Annotated in this window: 18 protein-coding genes and 1 other RNA gene; 13 read left to right on the top strand and 6 right to left on the bottom strand. The window is 64.3% G+C overall.

Annotated elements, in window-relative coordinates; translation table 11 throughout:
* Window positions 1-270: 270 nt before the first annotated feature.
* From hemC to DOM45_RS01570, 5 genes are all read left to right on the top strand, one after another.
* Complete coding sequence (hemC, locus tag DOM45_RS01590; protein WP_110597756.1) at window positions 271-1,221, top strand: hydroxymethylbilane synthase; 951 nt, start codon at window positions 271-273, stop codon at window positions 1,219-1,221.
* Entirely contained in the window at window positions 1,221-2,009 is a 789-nt protein-coding gene (locus tag DOM45_RS01585) for a uroporphyrinogen-III synthase (protein WP_110597755.1), read from the top strand. The genes hemC and DOM45_RS01585 overlap by 1 nt, the downstream gene beginning before the upstream one ends.
* A gap of 6 nt (window positions 2,010-2,015) precedes the next feature.
* Complete coding sequence (locus tag DOM45_RS01580) at window positions 2,016-3,626, top strand: uroporphyrinogen-III C-methyltransferase (protein ID WP_110597754.1); 1,611 nt, start codon at window positions 2,016-2,018, stop codon at window positions 3,624-3,626.
* Window positions 3,623-4,846 (top strand): heme biosynthesis HemY N-terminal domain-containing protein, encoded by a 1,224-nt coding sequence (locus DOM45_RS01575; protein WP_110597753.1) that lies wholly within the window; start codon window positions 3,623-3,625, stop codon window positions 4,844-4,846. Before DOM45_RS01580 ends, DOM45_RS01575 begins: the two co-directional genes overlap by 4 nt.
* 121 nt (window positions 4,847-4,967) lie before the next feature.
* Window positions 4,968-5,915, top strand: coding sequence for an ROK family protein (locus tag DOM45_RS01570; RefSeq protein WP_110597752.1), 948 nt, complete (start codon window positions 4,968-4,970; stop codon window positions 5,913-5,915).
* Between the two features lie 30 nt (window positions 5,916-5,945).
* Here the strand turns inward: DOM45_RS01570 and DOM45_RS01565 are convergent, their stop codons facing one another.
* Complete coding sequence (locus tag DOM45_RS01565) at window positions 5,946-8,429, bottom strand: mechanosensitive ion channel domain-containing protein (protein ID WP_110597751.1); 2,484 nt, start codon at window positions 8,427-8,429, stop codon at window positions 5,946-5,948.
* A gap of 443 nt (window positions 8,430-8,872) precedes the next feature.
* On the opposite strand from DOM45_RS01565, the gene DOM45_RS01560 reads away from it, so the two are divergent.
* Window positions 8,873-10,639 (top strand): alginate O-acetyltransferase AlgX-related protein, encoded by a 1,767-nt coding sequence (locus DOM45_RS01560; RefSeq protein ID WP_110597750.1) that lies wholly within the window; start codon window positions 8,873-8,875, stop codon window positions 10,637-10,639.
* A gap of 81 nt (window positions 10,640-10,720) precedes the next feature.
* Here DOM45_RS01560 and ssrA read toward each other — a convergent pair.
* Both ssrA and smpB read right to left on the bottom strand, forming a co-directional pair.
* Window positions 10,721-11,100: a transfer-messenger RNA gene (ssrA, locus tag DOM45_RS01555) on the bottom strand.
* A gap of 76 nt (window positions 11,101-11,176) precedes the next feature.
* Entirely contained in the window at window positions 11,177-11,656 is a 480-nt protein-coding gene (gene smpB, locus DOM45_RS01550) for an SsrA-binding protein SmpB (protein WP_110597749.1), read from the bottom strand.
* 224 nt (window positions 11,657-11,880) lie between these two features.
* Here smpB and DOM45_RS01545 point away from each other — a divergent pair, with 224 nt between their 5' ends.
* Entirely contained in the window at window positions 11,881-12,315 is a 435-nt protein-coding gene (locus DOM45_RS01545; protein ID WP_110597748.1) for a type II toxin-antitoxin system RatA family toxin, read from the top strand.
* Window positions 12,316-12,320: 5 nt separating this feature from the next.
* The gene (locus DOM45_RS01540) at window positions 12,321-12,620 is read left to right on the top strand and encodes an RnfH family protein (RefSeq protein ID WP_110597747.1); all 300 of its coding nucleotides are present in this window, start codon (window positions 12,321-12,323) and stop codon (window positions 12,618-12,620) included.
* A 31-nt stretch (window positions 12,621-12,651) separates the two neighbouring features.
* Here DOM45_RS01540 and DOM45_RS01535 read toward each other — a convergent pair whose 3' ends face one another.
* A complete protein-coding gene (locus tag DOM45_RS01535) occupies window positions 12,652-13,113 on the bottom strand; it encodes an outer membrane protein assembly factor BamE (RefSeq protein ID WP_240612253.1) in 462 nt (153 codons plus the stop codon).
* Between the two features lie 33 nt (window positions 13,114-13,146).
* On the opposite strand from DOM45_RS01535, the gene fur reads away from it, so the two are divergent.
* Window positions 13,147-13,596 (top strand): ferric iron uptake transcriptional regulator, encoded by a 450-nt coding sequence (gene fur, locus DOM45_RS01530; RefSeq protein WP_110597745.1) that lies wholly within the window; start codon window positions 13,147-13,149, stop codon window positions 13,594-13,596.
* 81 nt (window positions 13,597-13,677) lie between these two features.
* On the opposite strand, the gene recN is transcribed toward fur, so the two are convergent.
* Window positions 13,678-15,351, bottom strand: coding sequence for a DNA repair protein RecN (recN, locus tag DOM45_RS01525; protein WP_110597744.1), 1,674 nt, complete (start codon window positions 15,349-15,351; stop codon window positions 13,678-13,680).
* A gap of 221 nt (window positions 15,352-15,572) precedes the next feature.
* Between recN and grpE the strand changes: the two genes are divergently transcribed.
* The 4 genes from grpE to DOM45_RS01505 all read left to right on the top strand — a co-directional run bounded on the left by grpE (window position 15,573) and on the right by DOM45_RS01505 (window position 20,311).
* Entirely contained in the window at window positions 15,573-16,205 is a 633-nt protein-coding gene (grpE, locus tag DOM45_RS01520) for a nucleotide exchange factor GrpE (RefSeq protein ID WP_110597743.1), read from the top strand.
* 153 nt (window positions 16,206-16,358) lie between these two features.
* Entirely contained in the window at window positions 16,359-18,299 is a 1,941-nt protein-coding gene (dnaK, locus tag DOM45_RS01515) for a molecular chaperone DnaK (RefSeq protein ID WP_110597742.1), read from the top strand.
* 98 nt (window positions 18,300-18,397) lie between these two features.
* Window positions 18,398-19,543, top strand: a complete 1,146-nt coding sequence (dnaJ, locus tag DOM45_RS01510) for a molecular chaperone DnaJ (protein ID WP_110597741.1) — start codon at window positions 18,398-18,400, stop codon at window positions 19,541-19,543.
* A gap of 30 nt (window positions 19,544-19,573) precedes the next feature.
* A complete protein-coding gene (locus DOM45_RS01505; RefSeq protein WP_240612252.1) occupies window positions 19,574-20,311 on the top strand; it encodes a LysE family translocator in 738 nt (245 codons plus the stop codon).
* Here the strand turns inward: DOM45_RS01505 and DOM45_RS01500 are convergent.
* Window positions 20,308-20,601, bottom strand: coding sequence for a formate dehydrogenase subunit delta (locus DOM45_RS01500; protein ID WP_240612251.1), 294 nt, complete (start codon window positions 20,599-20,601; stop codon window positions 20,308-20,310). The genes DOM45_RS01505 and DOM45_RS01500 overlap by 4 nt on opposite strands.
* Window positions 20,602-20,611: the final 10 nt, after the last annotated feature.

Here is a 20,611-nt window from a genome sequence, read left to right as displayed (position 1 = left end):
CGAAAATCGAGCTCTGCGTGGTCTACGGGTGAAAACTGCGAAACGATTGCCCGAGTGTATCAGAGACAGCGTCGGCATAGGACGCTGAAACTCGCGGTCGAAGGGCGGGATGCAAGGTCTGTCCCGCGGTACCCGGTCGCCGTTTTTACTCGGTGGGTGACTGCTTTATCATGGGCCAATGAGGTTCGCGCAGACGAACACCCACTTGATGACGAATCCTGAAGCGCCTGCCCAGGCGTTTCGGGGCGTCCATCCCACTCGGAGAATGGCGTGCTCGACGCTAACAGATTGAGAATCGCAACCCGCAAGAGTGCCCTGGCGCTATGGCAGGCCGAACACGTCAAGGCGCTGCTCGAACATCATCATCCGCACCTGACCATCGAACTGGTGCCGCTCTCCACCCGTGGCGACCAGATCCTCGATACGCCACTGGCCAAGGTCGGCGGCAAGGCGCTGTTCGTCAAGGAGCTCGAGGAGGCGATGCTCGACGGTCGGGCGGATCTGGCCGTTCACTCGATGAAGGACGTGCCGATGCAGTTCCCCGAAGGACTCGGGCTCTCGGTGATCCTGGAGAGCGGGGCACCCACCGACGCCTTCGTCTCCAACGCCTACGCCAGCGTCGATGCGCTGCCCGAGGGGGCGCGGGTGGGGACGTCCAGCCTGCGCCGCGGCCTGCAGGTCAGCGCGCGGCGGCCGGATCTCGAGGTGCTCTCGCTGCGGGGCAATGTCCAGACGCGCCTGGGCAAGCTCGACGCCGGCGATTTCGACGCGATCATCCTGGCCACGGCGGGGCTGGAGCGGCTCCAGCTCGCCGACCGGATCACCGCGGAGCTCACGCCGGAGGAGAGCCTGCCCGCCTGCGGCCAGGGGGCGCTGGGCATCGAGTGCCGCCATGACGATGCCGAGCTGGTCTCTCTGCTGGCGCCGCTGGACCACACTGCGACGGCAACCCGGGTGCGTGCCGAGCGGGCGCTCAATACGCGCCTGGATGGCGGCTGCCAGGTACCGATCGGCGGCTACGCCATGCTCGAGAACGATGGCGATACGCTCTGGCTGCGTGGACTGGTGGGGCATCCGGACGGCTCGACCGTGCTGCGCGCCGAGGGCCGAGGGTCGGCCATGGAGCCCGAGTCGCTGGGAATCCGGGTGGCGGAAGAGCTGCTGGCCCAGGGGGCCGGTGAGATCCTCGCCGAAGTCTACGGGGGCGTTGGCGGCGAGTGATGGCAGACCGCGTACTGCTGACGCGCCCTGGCGAGCGCGGCGAGGTCCTGGCGCGGACACTGGAACGGAGCGGCCTGGTGACGGCCGCGCTCGATATCCTGCGCCTGGAGCCCTTGGCGCTGTCGGATAGCGGCCGGGCGGCACTGCTCGATCTCGATCAGTTCCACGGCATCATCGTGGTCAGCCCGCAGGCGGCGACGTGTCTTGCCGAGGCCATTGCGTCATACTGGCCGCAGTTGCCGCAGGGGCTGCGTTTCTACGCCGTCGGCGAAGCCACTGCGGAGCGGCTCTACACGGAGTTGGGCGTGCCGGCGGTCCTGCCCCCACGGGCGAGCGGCGAGCACAGCGAAGCGCTGCTGGAAGTGGCGTCGCTCAAGGCGGTGGCCGGCAAGCGCATGTTGCTGGCACGGGGCGAGTCGGGGCGGGAGCTGCTGCCGGAACGGCTGCGAGAGCGGGGGGCCGATGTCGAGGTCCTGGCGCTCTACCGGCGCCATTACCGAGCGCCTTCGCCGCCCGCCAAAGGGTGGCTCGAACAGGGCGATTTCGCCGCATTGGTGGTGACCAGCGGGGAAATATTGCAACATTTGGTCACGTGGTGTGGCCCGGTTGCGTTGAACCAACCGCTAATCGTCTCGAGTCCGCGGTTGGCTACACTGGCGGGGACATTGGGATTCGGCTCGCTTCACGTGGCGTCGGGCGCCTCTCCCGCGGCATTGAACGCAGAGATTCGCGCGGTGCTCGGTCCAAAGGGCGCCACCTTCGATCAGGGTGATCACGGAAAAGGCTAGCGATAGATGAGCAAGCAGAGCAAAGATCAGCAACCGCAGTCGGCTCCGGCCTCCGATGGCGAGAAGGCGCCGGACGGCCAGGCCAAGCCGACTGGGCAGGGGTCGAAGGCAGCGGCGTCCGAGACGGTGGATACCGGCAAGGACCGGGCGCCATCCCCCGCCAGTTCCGCCGACAAGACGGGGGCGACCGATCCGATCAAGCCCGATGTCGCCCAGCCGGTTGCCGCCGACGATGCGACCGGCAAGCCGGGCACCGCGAGCGATGCGACAAGCGCGTCCAGCGGCTCCACCGACGCAACCGACAAGCCCGCTCCCGCTACCGGCAGCAAGTCGAAATCGGCAGGCAAGTCCAAGGCAGGGGCCGGTCGGGGGGCCGGGACCACGACATCGAGCGCTACCCCCTCGGCGACATCCGGTGCCGCCGCCCAGTCCAAACCCACCAGCAATTCCTCCAGCCCCGCCGGCAAGGCCGCTTCGGGCGGCGGCCAGCCACCCTCCGGCCGTGGCGCGAGCTCGGGTAGCGGCGGGCGCGGCGCCGGCGGCAAACTGGGCCTGCTGGCCCTGATCCTGGTAATCCTGCTGGCGATCGTCGTGGCGTTCGTCGGCTACCGGGGGTGGCAGAAACTGCAGGCACAGCAGGCGCAGTTGAGCCAGATCGGTACCAACAGCACGACCCTCGATCAGCTCGAATCGAAAGTCGGCGAGCTTGACCAGAACCGCCAGCAGAACCTGAAGATGATGCGTGGCGAGTTCGATCAGTATCGCCAGAGTCTCGACAATACGCTGGACAAGGTGCTCAAGGAGCTGGCGCAGCAGCAGCAGGCCGATCCGCGCGAATGGCTGCACGCCGAGGCCGAATATCTGCTCCGTCTGGCCAATCAGCGGCTTCAGCTCGAGCGCGACGTCAAGGGTGCCAAGGCGCTGTTGAAGGCGGCGGACGATCGACTGCGTGAAGCCGACAACCCGGCTCTGGTGCCGGTTCGTCGCGCCATTCAGTCCGAGCTTGCCTCCCTCGACTCCGTGCCGGTGATCGACCGCACGGGGCTCTATCTCGCCTTGATGGCGCAGCAGGAGCAGCTGGCGCGGCTGCCGCTCAAGCAGGACATCGAGGAGATCGCCGCCGGCAAGGGCGACGCCAAGCCCACCGGAGGCTGGCGCCAGCAGCTGGCAACACTGGGTCGCGAACTCAAGGACCTGGTGACCGTGCGGCGACACGATCAGCCGCTGGAGGCCCTGATCACGCCGGAACAGGAATCCTATCTGCGCCAGAACGTGCGGCTGCTACTGGAGCAGGCGCAGCTGGCACTGCTGAAGTCCGAGCCCGAGCTCTATCAGGCCAGCCTCGACAAGGCGACGGAACTGGTCGAGGGCTACTACGACACCGATAACGACGGCGTCGCCAAATCGATCGACAAGCTGAAAAGCCTGCGTGATCAGGATGTGCGTCCGGAGCTGCCGGACATCAGCGAATCCTCGCAGCTGCTCAAGCGTTTCATCGAGCAACGCTTCGGCAACGGCGGGGGGGCGCAGGGTGGCTCCCAGGGCAGTTCCCAGGGCAGCGACTCGCCAAGCGGTAGCGCGACGAACCAGGGATCGGCACAGGGAGAGGGCGCATGAGAAAGCTGATCCTGCTGATCGTCTTCGGTCTGGCGGTCGGCGCGCTATTCGGGCAGTTGATGCAGTCGCTGCCGGGCTACTGGTTCATTCGCGTCGGCGACACCTCGGTCCAGACCTCGTTCTGGTTCGGCTGCGTCCTGCTGCTCGCTTCCTTCCTGGTACTGCATTTCCTGCTGCGGGCGCTGATGCGCCTGCGTCGTCCGGTCAGCCGGCTCAAGGTGTGGAATAGCCGCACGCGCCACCGCACGGCGATGAAGCGTACCGTTCGAGGGCTGGTGGCACTGGCGGAGGGGCGCTGGAAACGGGCCGAGAAGTCACTGACCAAGGCGGCCGACGACTCCGGCACGCCGCTGGTCAACTATCTCTCCGCGGCACTGGCGGCCCATTACCAGGGGCGCTACGAGCAGGCCGACGTCCTGCTCAAGCGGGCGCATCACAGCACCGAGGGCGCCGACACCGCGGTCGGTCTGGTGCAGGCGCAGTTGATGCTGGATCGCCAGCAGTTCGAGGAGGCGCTGGCGACACTGACGCGGCTCGAACAGCAGCTGCCGGAGCACCCGCAGGTACTCAAGCTGCTCAAGCAGGCCTATCTCAGTGTCAATGACTGGGACGGCATGCGCCGGCTGCTGCCGCGCCTCGACAAGCACCGCCTGATCACCGAAGACGAGCGTCAGGCCCTCGATCAGCGCGTCTACCGGGAGCTGCTGGTCCAGGCTGCGCAACAGGAGGGCAACCTGACCCGGGTTCGCTCGCTATGGGCGGACATGCCGGATAACCTGCGCGGCGACGTCGAGCTGGTGGGGCTCTATGCCGAAGCGTTGATCAAGGGCGGCGAAGAGGGCGACGCCGAACGCCTGCTGCGCAACGCCCTCAAGGAGCACTGGGATACGCGACTGGTGCTGCGTTACGGTCTGCTCAACGTCGATGCGGCGCGCCAGCTGGTCTACGCCGAGAAGTGGCTGCAGGAGCGACCCAACGACCCCGATCTGCTGCTGACGCTCGGCCGCCTGTCGCTGCGCAATGCCTATTGGGGCAAGGCGCAGGAGTACTTCGAAGCGAGCCAGCGCCAGCGCCCGAGTGGCGTCGTCTGCGCCGAGCTGGCCAGGCTCTACGCCAACCTCGGCGATCACAGCAAGAGCCAGCTCTATTATCGCCAGAGCGTGACGCTGCTGGACAAGTCGCTACCCGCGCTGCCGCAGCCCAGCGACATGACACGCTGACTTTCGGCCTTCGACCGATTGCTCTCCTCGGCGCCTGCGGGCGCCTTTTTTGTGGCCAGGGGTCGGCGTGATTTCCCTGTCCGCCCGAGCGAAACGGTATCTTCACCAGGAGCAAGACCCCATGCACTACGGTATCGATGTCGGTGGAACCAAGACCGAGATCGCGATCTATGATCGGGACTGGGCATGTCTCGAGCGCTGGCGTGAGCCGACGCCCTCCGACGACGCCGAGGCCTTTCTGGCGCTGCTGGCCGCGATGGTGCGGGAAGCGGACCGACGCTGTGCCGGCCGGGGGACGCTGGGGCTCGGGTTCCCGGGCGTGCTCGATGAGCGCGGCCACCTGATCACGGCGAATCTGCCGGGGCTGCGCCCGCTGGTGCTCGAGACGGCGCTTGCCGCAGTCCTCGACCGGGCCTTCGTGATCGAGAACGACAGCCGCTGTTTCATGGTCTCGGAGGTCGGCCCCGGCGGGGCGGCGGAGGGTGCGAGGCACGCCTTCGGCGCGATCCTGGGGACGGGCGCGGGAGGTGGCGCCATCGTCGACGGCCGACTTCTCAGCGGCGCAGGCCGGTTCGCCGGCGAATGGGGGCATCTGCCCCTCTCCGCCGCCACGGCGAGACGTTACGACCTGCCGTGCATCACCTGCGGCTGCGGCCTGGCGGGTTGCCTGGAGACCTACATCGCCGGGCCCGGCCTGGCGAGGTTGCATCGTCATTTCGGTGGTGCCTCGGCGTCCGCCGAAGCGTGGCACGCGGCCTGGCAGGCGGGCGAGGAAGCGGCGCAGCGGGCCCGGGCGTGTCACCTCGATCTGCTGGGTGGCGCCCTGGCCAACGTGGTCAAGCTGCTGTCGCCGCAGGTGATCGTGATGGGGGGCGGCCTGTCGACCGTGGAAGGGCTGTTGGAGGCGCTACCGGCAGCGATATCGATGCACCTGTTCCCGGGGGTCGAGACGCCGGAAGTCGTCGGCTCCCGACTGGGCGCATCGAGTGGCGTACGCGGCGCGGCGATGCTGGGCGCCGCCGCTTCGGGAGCGTCGGGGACGAACGGAGATAAAAAAGGCCGCCCGTAGGCGGCCTGGAAAAGCGCGGACTGGACCGACTCAGCGAGGGTCTTCTGCCTCGTCACCGTCGACATCGTCGTCGGTGGGCTTGCGGTGCGTACGGTCCTTGGCCTCCTGGTCCGGCGTCTTCTTCGACTGGCTTTCACCCTCGATCGCTGCAGGCGCCCCGGTCTCGTGAGACTTGGGCTGGCCGGCAGGGCTGCCGTCGATCGTGAAGTCTTCCTGCATGATGCGCAGGTTGGCGGGCGGTGCCGAGCCGGTGCGATCCTGGCCGAAGTAGAGAGTGGTGTGCGGGAACGGGATCTCGATACCGGCCTTGTCGAAGTAGAGCTTGACCAGACGGTTGAAGGCTCGGCCGACGCCCCACTGGTCGCCCGGCGTGGTCTTGATCACCACGCGGATATTGACCGAGCTGTCGGCGAGCGCAACGACACCGGCGACGGTCATCGGCGCCAGCAGCTTGTGGCCGTGCTCCTCGCTGGCCTGAAGGTCGTCGAAAGCGGCCTGCAACTGCTCGATGGCGTAATCGATGTTCTCGCGATAGGCGATGCCGTACTCGCCGACGTGGTTACCGAATTCGCGCATGTAGTTGGAGACCGTATCGACCGACGAGAACGGCACGATGTGGTAGGTGCCCGACAGGTCGCGGATCGCCACCGAGCGGATGCTGACGCGCTCGGCGGTACCGGTGATCCCGCCCACGGTGACCACGTCGCCGGTGTTCATGGCGTTCTCGAGCTGAATGAAGACGCCGGTGATGACATCCTGCACCAGCTTCTGAGCCCCGAAGCCGATCGCCAGACCCAGTACCCCGGCGCCGGCGATGAGCGGCCCGATGTTGATACCGATCTGCGACAGCACGATCATCACGGTCATGATGATCAGGGTGATCGCCAGGGCGTTGCGGAACAGGCTCATCAAGGTCTTGGCTCGCGCGGTGGGGGCGCCGCCACCGGTGTCCGGATTGAGATAGTTCTCGATCAGGCTGGCAAGGGCGATCCAGACGATGGCGGCAATGATCAGGATCAGGATCACCTGAATCACCGTCGCGACGACGTGCGATCCCGAGTCGCTGGCGTACCAGGCGGCGAGATCGAACGCCTTCCAGGCATCGAACGTATACATCACCACGGCGATCAGGATGATGGCGCGGATGATCTTCAGCAGCGTCGGGATGTAGGAGTTGAGGCGAGTCTCGAGCAGTGGCAGCCGGGAGCGCATGTTCTCGCCGAGGTCGATACGTCGGCCGATCAACTGGGTCAGCAGGCCGGACACCAGCATGCCGATGCCGATGTAGACAATCGTCTTGAGCGTTGCGATCAGCACGAATGGCAGCGCTGTCTCGGGATGCAGCAGGGTCACGGCGAACACCATGATGGCGTAGAGCAGCGCGAGAACGTGCCAGATCCGGGCGAACAGGCGCAGCGTCACGCGGGAGGCGGACATCTGCGCGGTGTCGGCCTTGGCGACGATCATGTCGCGGACGCCGGTGCGATGCCTGAGGATCACGCCTATCGCCCAGATCAGCGCGATGAGCATGATCAACACGCTCACGGCCTTGCCGAACGCGAGCGGAAGATTGGCGTTCAGTATCGGCACGACGACCAGCATGCCGTAGCCCACGAAGCCGGCCAACGTTGCCAGGAAGCGGTTGCAGCGCTTCGCCTGGGCAGCCTCGATCGAGACCAGACGCAGCCCCTCGTGCTGCGACGAGAAAAGGACGCGCAGTGCGCACTTGAACAGCTCGATCATGAGGAAGGCATTGAGGAACAGCGAGAACCGGGTATTGAGGCTGCCGCTCTCGCCGACAAGAAAGGTCGCGACCAGATTGCCGGCCACGTAGGCAAGCACGATGACGATGACATCGACGATGGCGGCCAGTATCACGGCGACGATGACCCGGGGCAGATGGCTACGACCGTCACCCTGCATGGCCCACTGGCTGAACTTCGAGAAAAACGGGCGTGCGATCCGGCGCAGAATCAGGAAGACGGCCACGGTCGCGATGATGACCAGCGCGAGATCGATCGCCGCGCTGAGGAAGTCGTTCATGTTGAACGATGGGCCACTGCTGGCCGCCGCGTCGCCACTGGTGAAGAAGCCGCCGATCATGGCAGCGAGGCTGGTGAATTGTCCGCCGATATCGCCAGCGATATCGCTGGTCATCTGCGCCATTCTGCGCGGGAAGGAGTCCGTGGCGACGGCGCCCTTTTCATTGCCGTTCGAGGCCGTCGATTCCTGGCCGCTTCCGGAGGCTTCCGTGGTGCCACCGCCAGCGTCATTCGCGCCGGATTCCTGAGTGTCGCCGGACTCCTGCCGAGCGGCCAGTTGCCGCAACTGGTCGATCAGCGCCTGTCGCGACTGGGCGTTCTCGAGCAAATCCGCCATGGTGGAATAAGCCGGGCCATCCTGAGCACTCTGCCCTTCGGAGCCACTTTCCTGAGCCAGTGTCGGGCCAGCGAATATCAAAAATAATAGCAACAGCCAGCGACTGAGCCAGCGATCGGGGCGAAGGACTGTCAAGCTCCAACCTCCTGTCTAGTGATCGAATCGTTCCCGGGGCGTCTCGGCAGCGCTCGACGGCCCCTAACCATTTTTAGGATAACACTTTATCGCGGCCGACCAATCGACGCGTCGGCGTGAATCCGGGTGTCTTGTGAGGCTAGCCGATCTAGGCGTGTTTTCCAGAATCGCGGGCGTCGGGCTCTGCTTTTCACGCTGCATCGGGGGCTTGCCAGGTCGATTCTCGGCGCCAATCGCCGCCGATTCTCCTCGAGACGACCTTGTCATCGATGACCTCGCCACGCTGACAAATTTCATGCTCGACGGACGATGTCGGGTCAGGTTGGCGCTGGGATATAGTGACGAACGACCGGGAGCTCAGGGCGGCACACTGCGCTTCGTTACGAGGTTTTGAATGAAGCATCCTGCTCGCTATCTTCCGTTGCCAACTACCAGGGACTGTCATGAGTTCAACATCCTTCGCCGAGCGCATCGAGCAGATACCCGAGCTGGTTGTCCAGGCCGAAGAGCGGCTGGCACGTCACGATTTCACTGGCGCCATTGCGCTGCTGGAGCCCGCGTTTCGAGCCGGCATCGACAGTCTGGATCTCTCCTCTGCGCTGATGCAGGCCTACGAGGGCGCCGGTGACATCGCCAAGCAGGAAGCACTGATGGCGGTCGTGCTGCGAAAATCCCCCCAACCGCCGCTCAAGCTGAGCATCGCCTACGCCGAGGCGGCGATGAGACGTGGCGACTGGTCCAGCGCGGTACAGCGGTGGCAATCGATACTCGATCACCAGGCAAGCTTTCCTCCTCAGGTCTATCTGCGCCAGGCCCGCGCCCTGCTGGCGGCGAAGCAGTTCACGGCAGCGCTCGGCGTGGTGGATCTGGCGCTGGAGGCACGTCCCGATGACCCGGTGCTGGTAGACCTCAAGAGCGTCATTGCCAGTCAGAAGGCCAAGAAGTATCAAGTGGTGGTCCAGCCGCTAGAGGCCGCGTCCGCGCTGTACTGGGAGCTCGTCGACGGCCAGCGGCAGATCGCGGCGCTGGAAACCTTCCGCCGTTACCGGGTGAGGGGGCGGGTCGACGCGCCCCCGGGTCGGCAGCCCGAATTGATTGCCATCGGCCCCGAGGGTGAATCTCCTCTGCCTCTCGAGCGAGAACCGCAAGCGGGGATGGACGCCGGCGCCTGGCTGTTCGAGCACTCGCTGGATATCGCCGCGGGAGTGACCCTTGGCGTTCGCGACGGGAATGGTGAACTGCTGCAGTGCGTTAGGCTCTCGGTCGCGCCGGTGATGGAGGTGGTCGAGGGGCGGGAAGGATGGCTGTTCCTGGCCAACGATACCAACGCGAGCGTCGACCAGTTCACCGGCAGGAAGCGCCTGAGTGACGAGGAGAGGTCGCAGTGGCGGTTTTTCGCTGCCGGACTCGCACCGTTACAACGGCAGCGCTCCCTGCTGTTCTTGATCGCCAACTCCAAGGAGATGGTCCGGCCGGAACATTATCCGTACGAAAGAGCCGAGGTTACCATCACCGAGCAGGTATCGGCGCTGCTGGATGAGGGCGGGATAGATTACTGCAACCCCGTCGCCGCGATGCAGGCGGAAGCGGACAGCTACTACCCCACGGACACCCACTGGAGCGGTCGCGGTGCCTATCTTGCCTTCGCCGCCTGCATGCGCCACTTCGGATACGAAGACGACTTCGAGTCGCAATACGTCTTCGAGAAACGGGAGGTGGTGGGCGATCTGGGATCGAAGAGGGAGCCTCCAGCCAAATCCTCGTCGACCGTCGCCGTCTTCCGGGAAAAGAGTGGCGTATTCTGCCGTTTTTCCAACTATCTTCCGGGGACCGGCAACATCACGATCTTCGACAACATCCGGCCGATCCACGACCGAACCCTGGTCATCTTCGGGGGATCATCGGCGGGCGCGGGCGGCTTCGCGACGCTGTTTGCCAACGTCTTCCGGCGGGTCGTCGTGGTCAATCTGCCGGGCAGTTACGTGCACGAGATCGTCGATCGCGAAGCCGCGGATCATGTGATCCTGCAGACCAACGAGCGTTACCTGACAACCCCCGGTCGGATCGTGAAGACGCTGGCCGAGGCTGAACTCGAGCGGGTGACGCGGGCGATACCGGCGGCCGGGAGAGCCAAGCTGATGGAGAGGATGGGCCGATTCGAACCCTGCGAGCCCTATCACGGCTTCATGAAGAGCCTGCTGGCGGGATGAGATCGTCGGTGTCGCGGACCGCGATGGGATAGCTGGCGTCAGGTCACAAAAAAAGCACCCGATCGGGTGCTTTTTCATGTTTGGTGGAGGCGGGGGGAATTGAACCCCCGTCCGCCGGCACTCGCCCATCAGCTCTACATGCTTAGTTCCGTCTTTTGATTTAACTCAGTGCACTCCGACGGGCAGGATGGCACCTTGCGATCTCTCTAAGGTTTAACGAATGTCAGGAGAGCGCTGACATCCGCGGTCCCATCAGCTTTAGCTCGTATCCCCGCCGCGATGAATGGGCACATCGCTTTGGGGCCAGACTAACAGCTAGCAGTTTTTACGCTGCCAGTGCGCCTTGAGCGTAGTTTTCGTCGTTTGCGACTATTCAATTGCAACGTTGGATTTACGAGATACGTTACACTCTCGGCATGCACCTCAGGGATTGTCACCGGCGTCGAAGCCATGTCGCCCCCTTACAACTCGTACAGTCTAACAGATGGCGACGAGCCCACGCCATATCAAGTGCCGTCTCGACTATTCAGCGTCGTCTCAGGCGTGATCCCTCATGACCCGGGCCTTCTCGCGGTTCCAGTCGCGCTCTTTCTCGGTGGCGCGCTTGTCGTGCAATTGCTTGCCGCGCACCAGGGCCAGCTCGCACTTGACCAGATTCTGCTTCCAGTAGAGCTTGAGCGGCACACAGGTGTGCCCCTTCTCCTGCGTTCTGGAGAAGATTCTGGCGATCTCCTTGCGATGCAAGAGCAGCTTGCGCGTCCGGGTCGGGTCCGCAAGCACGTGAGTGCTGGCGGTGTTGAGCGGCATGATGTGGCTGCCCAGCAGCCACGCTTCGCCGTTCTTGACCAGGATGTAGGTGTCGGTCAACTGGGCCTTGCCTGCGCGAAGGCTCTTCACCTCCCAGCCGGCCAGTGACAGGCCTGCCTCGAAGGTCTCGTCGATGTGATATTCGAACCGAGCCTTCTTGTTCTGGGCGATCGTGTTGCTGCTAGGCGCGTTGCCTTTTTTCTTACCCATGACACCTCTTTGCGGCGTTATCCGGTATGCCCCACTGCCAATGCATTCGATGACCTGCGGTCCGGCGCGCCGTGCGCTATGTTCATCACATCATGCGCCGTGGGGGTTCATGCGCAAAGCATCGTGTGAAGTCTAGTTATGAGGGCAGCCGTGATACCATTCAAGCCATTGAAAACAGTGCCCCATGATACGCATGTCGGGGCGATAAATCAGTGGAGACCCCTATGCCCAGCGTGAATCGGTCCGCATTCGTTCGGCATACACCGGAACAGATGTTTGAACTGGTCAATGATTTCGAGCGTTATCCCGACTTCCTGCCCGGATGTCGGCGGGCCAGCATCGTCGAACAGGGAGACGGCTATCTGATTGGTCGAATGACATTGGCCAAGGGCGGCGTGGAGCAGAGCGTGACGACACGCAACGACCTCGAGCGGCCCCAGCGGATCGACCTCTCCCTCGTCGATGGCCCGTTCAAGCGGCTGAGTGGACAGTGGCATTTTCGAGCCATGGGAGAAGACGCCTGCAAGATCGAACTCGAGATGAACTTCGAATTCAGCAATCGCCTGCTGGGCATGGCATTCGGTCGCCTGTTCCAACAGGTGGCAGGCCAACTGGTCGACGCCTTCACCCGGCGCGCCGATCAGGTCTACGGACGCTAGCGGGTATGCCGGTGGGCCATATCGAAATCGCCTTCGCCACGCCCGAATGGCAGACGATCGTGCGCTTGACACTCGAGCCCGGCATCAACGCCCGGCAGGCAGTGATGCTGGCGGACCTGCCGAGCCGACACCCGAGTTGGGCGGAGCTCGATTTCACGCAGGCGCCGCTGGGAATCTTCGGCGAGCGTCTGGCGGCTCCTGAGACGTACCAGCCGGTGGCCGGCGATCGCCTCGAAGTCTATCGGCCGCTGGAGCTCGACCCCAAGCAGGCGCGGCGTGAACGGGCGGCCAACGCCTCGCGTTGAACTGCCCGTTCAGCTGTGAGTCAGGCGGGATCTAGATGCCGCTGGGACCGATCTGCGGAACCGCCGAGCCCTCGCCGGAGCCTTCCACCGCAGGTCCGGGCCCGTCGTCCTGATTCAGCTCGACGTCCGAGTCCATGTCGCCGGATTTGGCGATGTCGACCAGCTGGTCGTTCTGGAAAGTCAGGGTCAGGCGTTTTTCCACCGTACCGCCGTAAGCCTTGTCGAGATAGAAGACGTAATCCCACTGGTCCGACGAGAAGGGCGCTTCCATCAGCGGCGTGCCCATGATGTAGGCCACCTGCGAACGGCTCATGCCGGGGTGAAGCTGGGACACCATGTCCTGGGTGATGAGATTGCCTTGCGGGATGTCCCTTTTATAGACGCCAAAGTAGCTGCAGCCGGCGATGAGCGAGACTGCAATAAGGAGTACGACCGTTCTGATCAGATTTTGCATTTGAGTCCGTCTTTCACTATCGTTGCGTGGATTGATCATACCCGACACGAGACGCTACTGCGAAGAGCGACCATGGCCGACGAAAACCAAGAATTGCGTAAGGCGGGGCTGAAGGTCACTCTGCCACGCGTCAAGATTCTGCAGATCCTCGAAGCGACTCGTATGGAAGAAGAGCTCCACATGAGTGCCGAGGACGTCTACAAGGCGCTGCTGGAGTCTGGAGAGGATGTCGGGTTGGCCACGGTCTATCGCGTCTTGACCCAGTTCGAGGCGGCGGGGCTGGTCGTCCGGCACAACTTCGACGGCGGGCACGCGGTCTTCGAGATGTCCCAGGAAGAGCACCATGACCACATGGTGGACCTCGAATCCGGCGAGATCGTCGAGTTCTATGACGAGGAGATCGAGCGTCGGCAGCGAGAGATCGTCGAAGAACACGGCTACGAGCTGGTCGAGCATGCGCTGGTGCTCTACGTGCGCCCCCGTGGCTCAAAGGCCACGCGCCAGGATGCCGTCAAGAAGTAACCCGCGCAGCGCCCGCTAGCGCGCGACAGACTATCGAAACGCCGACCCTCGGGTCGGCGTTTCGCGTTCAAAGGGCTTCAATCAGTGCGCTGAACGCTGACTGGCCGCCAGCATCTCGCGCGCATGAGCCAGCGTGCGGTTGGAGAGCTTGACGCCTCCCAGCATCCGCGCCAGTTCGCGGACTCGCCCGGCTTCGTCCAGTTGAGACATCAGCGTGCGCGTCGCATCGTCGCTGGAGTGCTTCTCGATATGCAGATGCTGATGCGCCTGCGCCGCCACCTGCGGCAGGTGGGTCACGGTCATGACCTGGGCATCGCTGCCCAGCCGGCGCAGCAGTTGCCCGACGATCTCGGCGGTAGCGCCGGAGATGCCGACGTCGACCTCGTCGAAGACCAACGTCGCCAGGGTGCTGTGACTGGCGGCAACGACCTGAATCGCCAGGCTGACGCGAGAGAGTTCGCCGCCCGAGGCGACCTTGGCCAGCGGCCGGGTCGGTTGGCCCGGGTTGGCGCTGATCTGCAGGCTGACCCGATCCAGGCCGTGGGGTTGAGGGGTCTCCAGCGGCGAGACATCGACGGCGAAGCGCGCCTTGTCCATTCCCAGAAACGCCAGCTGCTCCTGGACCTGCCGGGCGAAAACCTTGGCGGCGCGCTGTCGCGTTTCGCTGATCTCCCTGGCGCTGTCGCGGTACTGCTGGCGTAGTTCGTCGAGCCTGGTTCGCAGGGTCTCGAGGTCGTTGTCACCGCCGTCGAGCGCCTCCAGCTCTTCCCGCAGCCGGCGATGCAGCCCACTCAGCTCCTCCGGCATGACGTGATGCTTGCGCGCGATCCGGTGAATCTCGCCGAGTCGCTCCTCGACCCAGGCCAGCCGCTGCGGATCGAGCTCCGTCGACTCGACGAAATGGTGCAGTTCCCGGGCCGCTTCCTCGATCTGGATCTGGGCGTCGTTGAGCATGCCCAGTGCCTCCGACAGCGCGCCGCGGTCACTGCCCGGCACCCGGGACAGCCGCTGGGTCGCCTGCGACAGCAGCGTCGATGCGCCGTGTTCGTCATGGTCGCAGCTGTCCGCCGCGAACTGCGCCTCGCGCAGGCTCTCCTCGAGGTGGGCCAGGGTCTCCTGCTCCTGCTCCAGGTCGGCGAGTTCGTCCGCCTGGAGATCGAGCTGATCCAGCTCCTCGACCTGATAGCGCAGCAACTGGCGCTTGGCCTGGCGCTCCTCGTCGTTCTCGCTGCGTTGACGATACTGCCGGCGCAGCGCGTGCCATTGGCGATGGAGGTCGCCAAGCTCGGCGACCGCCTTGTGATGGCCGGCGGCGTCGTCGAGCAGGCGGCGGTGGGTATCCTCGTTGAGCAGCGCCTGATGCGCATGCTGGCTGTGCACGTCGATCAGGCACTCGCCCAGTTCTCGCAGGTCGGCGATGGTGCAGGGCTGGCCGTTGATCCACGCCTTGGAGCGTCCGTTGGCGGTGACGACGCGGCGAAGCAGGCAGTCGTCCGTCGCCAGTTCGCGGGCGGCCAGCCACGCCCGGGCATCTTCCCGCTCTGCGATGTCGAAGCGCGCGCTCAGATCGGCGCGGTCGGCGCCGTGGCGCACGCCGCCGGCGTCGGCCCGCTCTCCCAGGCAGAGGCCCAGCGCACCGAGCAGGATCGACTTGCCGGCCCCGGTCTCGCCGGTGATGGCGGTCATGCCGGCCTGAAACTCCAGGTCCAGCGTGTCGACGATAGCGAAGTCACGAATGGCGAGTTGGATCAGCATGCGGCCTCCTGCGGGGCAATGGCGGCGATACGGTCTGCGGGCGGTGGACGATCGTTCATTCGAGTTTCTGGTTGTTTATACAGTAGTCGAAAATGCCCTTCAACGGCTGTCGTGATGGTGTGGTGACGAAACGCTTGAGATCTGAATCGATAGCCCCATATAGGCAGACAACTTCCGACGCTTGTCGAATCGCTGTCACAACACCTTGCCAGGAGAGATTCATGGCTAGAGATCCGCAGAACCCCGTAGACGAAGAACTCGAGCGCGCCGAACGCGACGGCGAGCCCCAGCACCAGTCCACCAACGAGACGTTGGACGGCGATCTGGAGCAGTTCGCGGAGTCGCTCGAACACGAGGCGGATGACTTCGAGGGGGAGGCCAATCCCGAGGCCGAGGTTCTGGCCGCCCGAGTCGAGGAGCTCGAGCAGGCGCTGGCGGACGCCAAGGATCAGTCGATGCGCGCCGCTGCCGAGGCACAGAACGCGCGTCGTCGTGCCGAGCAGGATGCCGACAAGGCGAAGAAGTTCGCGCTCGAGAAGTTCGTCAAGGAGCTGCTGCCGGTGGTCGACAGCCTGGAGAAGGGTCTGGAGAGCATGCAGGAGGTCGACGAGACCCACCGCGAGGGTGTCTCGATGACGCTCAGGATGCAGCTCGACGTGCTGGGCAAGTTCGGTGTCGAGCAGCTCGATCCGCAGGGTGAGCCGTTCGATCCGCAGTTCCACGAAGCCATGACCATGGTTCCCAATCCGGAACTGGAACCCAATACCGTGATGGACGTCATGCAGAAGGGCTATACCCTCAATGGCCGGTTGATTCGGCCGGCGATGGTCGTGGTCAGCAAGGCGGCGGGGTAGAGGGCCGAATGCCGCGGCCGGGCCGATACTGCAACTGAGTGTCGGCGGGGACTTGAAAGGCGCCGGCCAGCCCCCACATAGCAAGCAATCGCGCAGCAAGCGCCGTCATCCAAACGAATTGAGTCGTCAACGAATAGTTAGAGGTGAGGAATTATGGGACGCATCATTGGCATCGACCTGGGTACGACCAACTCCTGTGTCGCCGTACTCGATGGTGACAAGACTCGTGTGATCGAAAATGCCGAAGGTGGCCGCACGACGCCTTCCATCATCGCGTATACCGATGACGGCGAAACGCTGGTCGGTCAGGCGGCCAAGCGTCAGGCGGTCACCAACCCGACCAACACGCTCTACGCCATCAAGCGTCTGGTCGGCCGCAAGTTCAAGGACGATGTTGTCCAGAAAGACATCAAGATGGTGCCTTACGAGATCGTCGAAGCCGACAACGGCGATGCCTGGGTCAAGGTCAACGACAACAAGTTGGCACCGCCCCAGGTCAGCGCCGAAGTGCTGAAAAAGATGAAGAAGACCGCCGAGGACTATCTCGGTGAAGAAGTGACCGAAGCAGTCATCACCGTGCCGGCCTACTTCAACGACTCTCAGCGCCAGGCGACCAAGGACGCCGGCCGTATCGCCGGTCTCGAAGTCAAGCGCATCATCAACGAGCCGACCGCAGCCGCGCTGGCCTACGGCATGGACCGCTCCACCGGTGACCGCACCATCGCGGTCTACGACCTGGGTGGCGGTACTTTCGACATCTCGATCATCGAAGTGGCCGACGTCGACGGCGAGAAGCAGTTCGAGGTGCTGGCGACCAACGGTGACACCTTCCTGGGTGGCGAGGACTTCGACCTCAAGCTGATCGACTATCTCGTCCAGCAGTTCAAGAGCGATTCCGGCATCGACCTGTCCGGCGACAGCCTCGCCATGCAGCGTCTGAAGGAAGCCGCCGAGAAGGCCAAGATCGAGCTTTCCTCCGCACAGCAGACCGAAGTCAACCTGCCCTACATCACGGCGGACAACACCGGTCCCAAGCACCTGGCGATCAAGGTCACTCGCGCCAAGCTGGAATCACTGGTCGAGGATCTGGTCCAGCGTTCGCTGGGTCCGTGCAAGACCGCCATGGAAGACGCCGGCCTCTCCAACAGCGAGATTCACGACGTGATCCTGGTCGGTGGCCAGACCCGCATGCCGATGGTGCAGCAGAAGGTCGCCGAGTTCTTCGGCAAGGAAGCGCGCAAGGACGTCAACCCGGACGAAGCCGTGGCCATGGGCGCCGCGATCCAGGGTGGCGTGCTCGGCGGTGACGTCAAGGACGTACTGCTGCTCGACGTCACGCCGCTGACGCTGGGCATCGAGACGCTGGGTGGCGTGATGACCCCGCTGATCGAGAAGAACACCACGATCCCGACCAAGAAGACCCAGACCTTCTCCACTGCGGAAGACAACCAGACGGCGGTGACCATTCACGCGCTGCAGGGTGAGCGCAAGCAGGCCGGTCAGAACAAGTCGCTGGGCCGTTTCGACCTGGCCGACATTCCGCCGGCGCCGCGCGGCGTACCGCAGATCGAGGTTGCCTTCGATCTCGATGCCAACGGTATCCTCAACATCACGGCCAAGGACAAGGCGACCGGCAAGGAACAGTCGATCGTGATCAAGTCCTCCAGCGGTCTCTCCGACGAAGAGATCGACCAGATGGTCAAGGATGCCGAGGCCCACGAAGCCGAGGACAAGAAGTTCGAGGAGCTGGTGGCCCTGCGCAACCAGGCCGACGGCATGATCCATGCCTCGCGCAAGACGCTGGAAGAGGCTGGCGACAAGGTCGACGCCGACGAGAAGAGCAAGATCGAGACCGCCATCGGCGAACTCGAGGAAGCGCTCAAGGGCGACGACAAGGACGCCATCCAGGCCAAGCTCGATGCCCTGACCGAAGCGTCCGGCAACCTGGCGCAGAAGATGTATGCCGAGCAGGGTGAAGGTGCCGGTGCACAGGCCGAGCAGCCGAGCGACGACACCCAGGCCAGCGGCAAGAAAGAGGATGACGTGGTTGACGCCGAGTTCGAAGAAGTCAACGACGATCAGAAAAAGCAATAACCACGACGTCTGACGCCGTGTGATCGGCAGTAGCGCGGGAGCCAAGACGACTCCCGCGTTGCTGTTTACACGGCACCGACACGGAGGCGGGCTCAGTAATGTCCCAACGTGACTACTACGAAGTATTGGGCGTCGACAAGGGCGCCGACGGCAAGGACATCAAGAAAGCCTATCGTCGGCTGGCGCAGAAATACCATCCGGATCGCAATCCGGAAGATCAGCAGGCGGCGGAGAAGTTCCGAGAGGTCTCCGATGCCTATGAAGTGCTCTCCGACGATCAGAAGCGTGCGGCCTACGACCAGTTCGGTCATGCCGGCGTCGACGGCCAGGCCGGCGGATTCGGCGGCGGCGGTTTCGGCGGTGCCGGGGCGGGTGGCTTCAGCGATATCTTCGGCGATGTCTTCGGCGACATCTTCGGAGGCGGCGGCGGTCGCCGCAATCCCAATGCCCCGCAGCGTGGCAGCGACCTGCGTTACAACCTCGAGCTCGACCTCGAGAACGCGGTGTTCGGCACCACCGTCGACATCCGCGTACCGCGTCACGTCGAGTGCGGGCACTGCGACGGCAGCGGCGCCGAACCGGGATCGAGCAAGGAGACCTGCCCGACCTGCCACGGCCAGGGCCAGGTGCGGATGCAGCAGGGTTTCTTTGCCGTCCAGCAGACCTGCCCGACCTGCCACGGCAGCGGCCAGAGCATCAAGGTGCCTTGTCGCAAGTGTCATGGCGAGGGTCGCGTCCGCGAGACCCGTACGCTATCGGTGAAGATCCCGGCGGGTGTCGATACCGGCGACCGCATTCGGCTCAATGCCGAGGGCGAATCCGGGCTCAACGGCGGCCCTGCGGGGGACCTCTACGTCCAGGTCGAGATCAAGCCGCACCCGATCTTCGAGCGCGACGGCCGGCATCTACACTGCGAAGTGCCGATCAACTTCGTCGACGCCGCCCTGGGTGGCGAGCTCGAGGTGCCGACGCTGGAGGGTCGCGTCAAGCTCAAGATCCCGCCCGAGACCCAAACCGGCAAGCTGTTCCGGCTGCGTGGCAAGGGCGTCAAGCCCGTGCGCGGCGGCCCCGCCGGCGATCTGCTGTGCAAGGTGGTGACCGAAACCCCGGTCAATCTCAACGAAGAGCAGAAAGAGCTGCTGCGCAAGTTCCAGGACAGCCTGGGCAGTGCAAGCCGGCACTCGCCCAAGAAAGAGGGCTGGTTCGATGGCGTCAAACGCTTCTTCGAAGATATGAAGCCCTGATCCGAGCGCGCCTATTCTGGCGCGCGGGTCATGACCTTCGGATCATGCCAAAGCTCCGCCCGGGTTCGCCCGGGCGGAGCTTTTTCTCTGTGGTCGTGCGCGCTACAGTCGAAGGGATTACCCTGGAGACGGCATCATCATGGATCTGCTCACCTTTGCCCTGGCCGCGCTGGGCTTCGCTTATCTGCCTGGGCCGGCCATGCTCTATACCATACCGCCGCGCAGACCCTGGGGCGTGGCAAGCGCGCCGGCTGGTTCGCGGTATTGGGCGTGCATCTTGGCTGCTACGTGCATGTGGTGATGGCGACGCTAGGGCTGGCAGCGTTGTTTGCGGCAGTGCCACCGGCCTATATGGCGATGAAGGTGATTGGCGGGGTGTATCTGCTCTGGGCGGGCGTACGGCTGTGGCGTCAGGGTCTGGGGGGTGAGGCGCCGCAGCTCGACGCACGCGCCAGCGCACGGCGCGTGCTGCGTGACAGTTTCCTGGTCGAGGTGCTCAATCCCAAGACCGCGCTGTTTTTCGTCGCCTTTCTGCCGCAGTTCGTGCAGCCCCAGGCCGATCTCGCCATGACCTGGCAACTGCTCGGCCTGGGTGTGGCCTCCAACCTGATCTTCTCCTCCGCCGACGTGGTCACGGTACTGCTGGCGGCGCCGCTGCGGCGTTGGTTCACCGCCGGCAATAGCCGCGGTTCGCGCTGGCTGCAGCGGCTCGGCGGCGGTGTGCTGGGTGGTCTGGGCGTCAATACCCTGGTCCACGCCAGCCGCTAGCCCGCGTCCGAGGTCTCCTCCCAGTCCTTGACGGTCGACGACAGGGTCTCCAGCCGCGCGATCGCGAGGCGCGAGACCGGGCTCAACTCGCTGCCATCCGTATCGGCGTAGGCGATGATGTCGCGCTTCATGGGGCGTGCCCAGAATTTCTTGAGGTGCGTGGCGACCAGCTCGGCCGCCTGGGTGTCGTCACCATGGTGCAGATTGTTGGCGCTGATCTGGTTGACCATCTTGATCAGCGGCGCGGTGGGTCCGCCATGGCTCGCATCATTCATGCTCGCATCGCTCATCTCGCGCGCT

Source organism: Salinicola lusitanus (genome assembly GCF_003206045.1).
GTDB lineage: Bacteria > Pseudomonadota > Gammaproteobacteria > Pseudomonadales > Halomonadaceae > Salinicola > Salinicola lusitanus.
The sequence above is the reverse complement of the archived record's forward strand: the minus strand, read 5'-3'. Positions and strand labels throughout refer to the sequence as shown.

What these genes read in the sequence shown, in the direction of transcription:
- DOM45_RS01585 (WP_110597755.1), top strand. Translation starts at nt 1,221, where the DNA reads ATGGCAGACCGCGTACTGCTGACGCGCCCTGGCGAGCGCGGCGAGGTC.
- DOM45_RS01580 (WP_110597754.1), top strand. Translation starts at nt 2,016, where the DNA reads ATGAGCAAGCAGAGCAAAGATCAGCAACCGCAGTCGGCTCCGGCCTCC.
- DOM45_RS01575 (WP_110597753.1), top strand. Translation starts at nt 3,623, where the DNA reads ATGAGAAAGCTGATCCTGCTGATCGTCTTCGGTCTGGCGGTCGGCGCG.
- DOM45_RS01570 (WP_110597752.1), top strand. Translation starts at nt 4,968, where the DNA reads ATGCACTACGGTATCGATGTCGGTGGAACCAAGACCGAGATCGCGATC.
- DOM45_RS01560 (WP_110597750.1), top strand. Translation starts at nt 8,873, where the DNA reads ATGAGTTCAACATCCTTCGCCGAGCGCATCGAGCAGATACCCGAGCTG.
- smpB (WP_110597749.1), bottom strand. Translation starts at nt 11,656, where the DNA reads ATGGGTAAGAAAAAAGGCAACGCGCCTAGCAGCAACACGATCGCCCAG.
- DOM45_RS01545 (WP_110597748.1), top strand. Translation starts at nt 11,881, where the DNA reads ATGCCCAGCGTGAATCGGTCCGCATTCGTTCGGCATACACCGGAACAG.
- DOM45_RS01540 (WP_110597747.1), top strand. Translation starts at nt 12,321, where the DNA reads ATGCCGGTGGGCCATATCGAAATCGCCTTCGCCACGCCCGAATGGCAG.
- DOM45_RS01535 (WP_240612253.1), bottom strand. Translation starts at nt 13,113, where the DNA reads ATGATCAATCCACGCAACGATAGTGAAAGACGGACTCAAATGCAAAAT.
- fur (WP_110597745.1), top strand. Translation starts at nt 13,147, where the DNA reads ATGGCCGACGAAAACCAAGAATTGCGTAAGGCGGGGCTGAAGGTCACT.
- recN (WP_110597744.1), bottom strand. Translation starts at nt 15,351, where the DNA reads ATGCTGATCCAACTCGCCATTCGTGACTTCGCTATCGTCGACACGCTG.
- grpE (WP_110597743.1), top strand. Translation starts at nt 15,573, where the DNA reads ATGGCTAGAGATCCGCAGAACCCCGTAGACGAAGAACTCGAGCGCGCC.
- dnaK (WP_110597742.1), top strand. Translation starts at nt 16,359, where the DNA reads ATGGGACGCATCATTGGCATCGACCTGGGTACGACCAACTCCTGTGTC.
- dnaJ (WP_110597741.1), top strand. Translation starts at nt 18,398, where the DNA reads ATGTCCCAACGTGACTACTACGAAGTATTGGGCGTCGACAAGGGCGCC.
- DOM45_RS01505 (WP_240612252.1), top strand. Translation starts at nt 19,574, where the DNA reads ATGACCTTCGGATCATGCCAAAGCTCCGCCCGGGTTCGCCCGGGCGGA.
- DOM45_RS01500 (WP_240612251.1), bottom strand. Translation starts at nt 20,601, where the DNA reads ATGAGCGATGCGAGCATGAATGATGCGAGCCATGGCGGACCCACCGCG.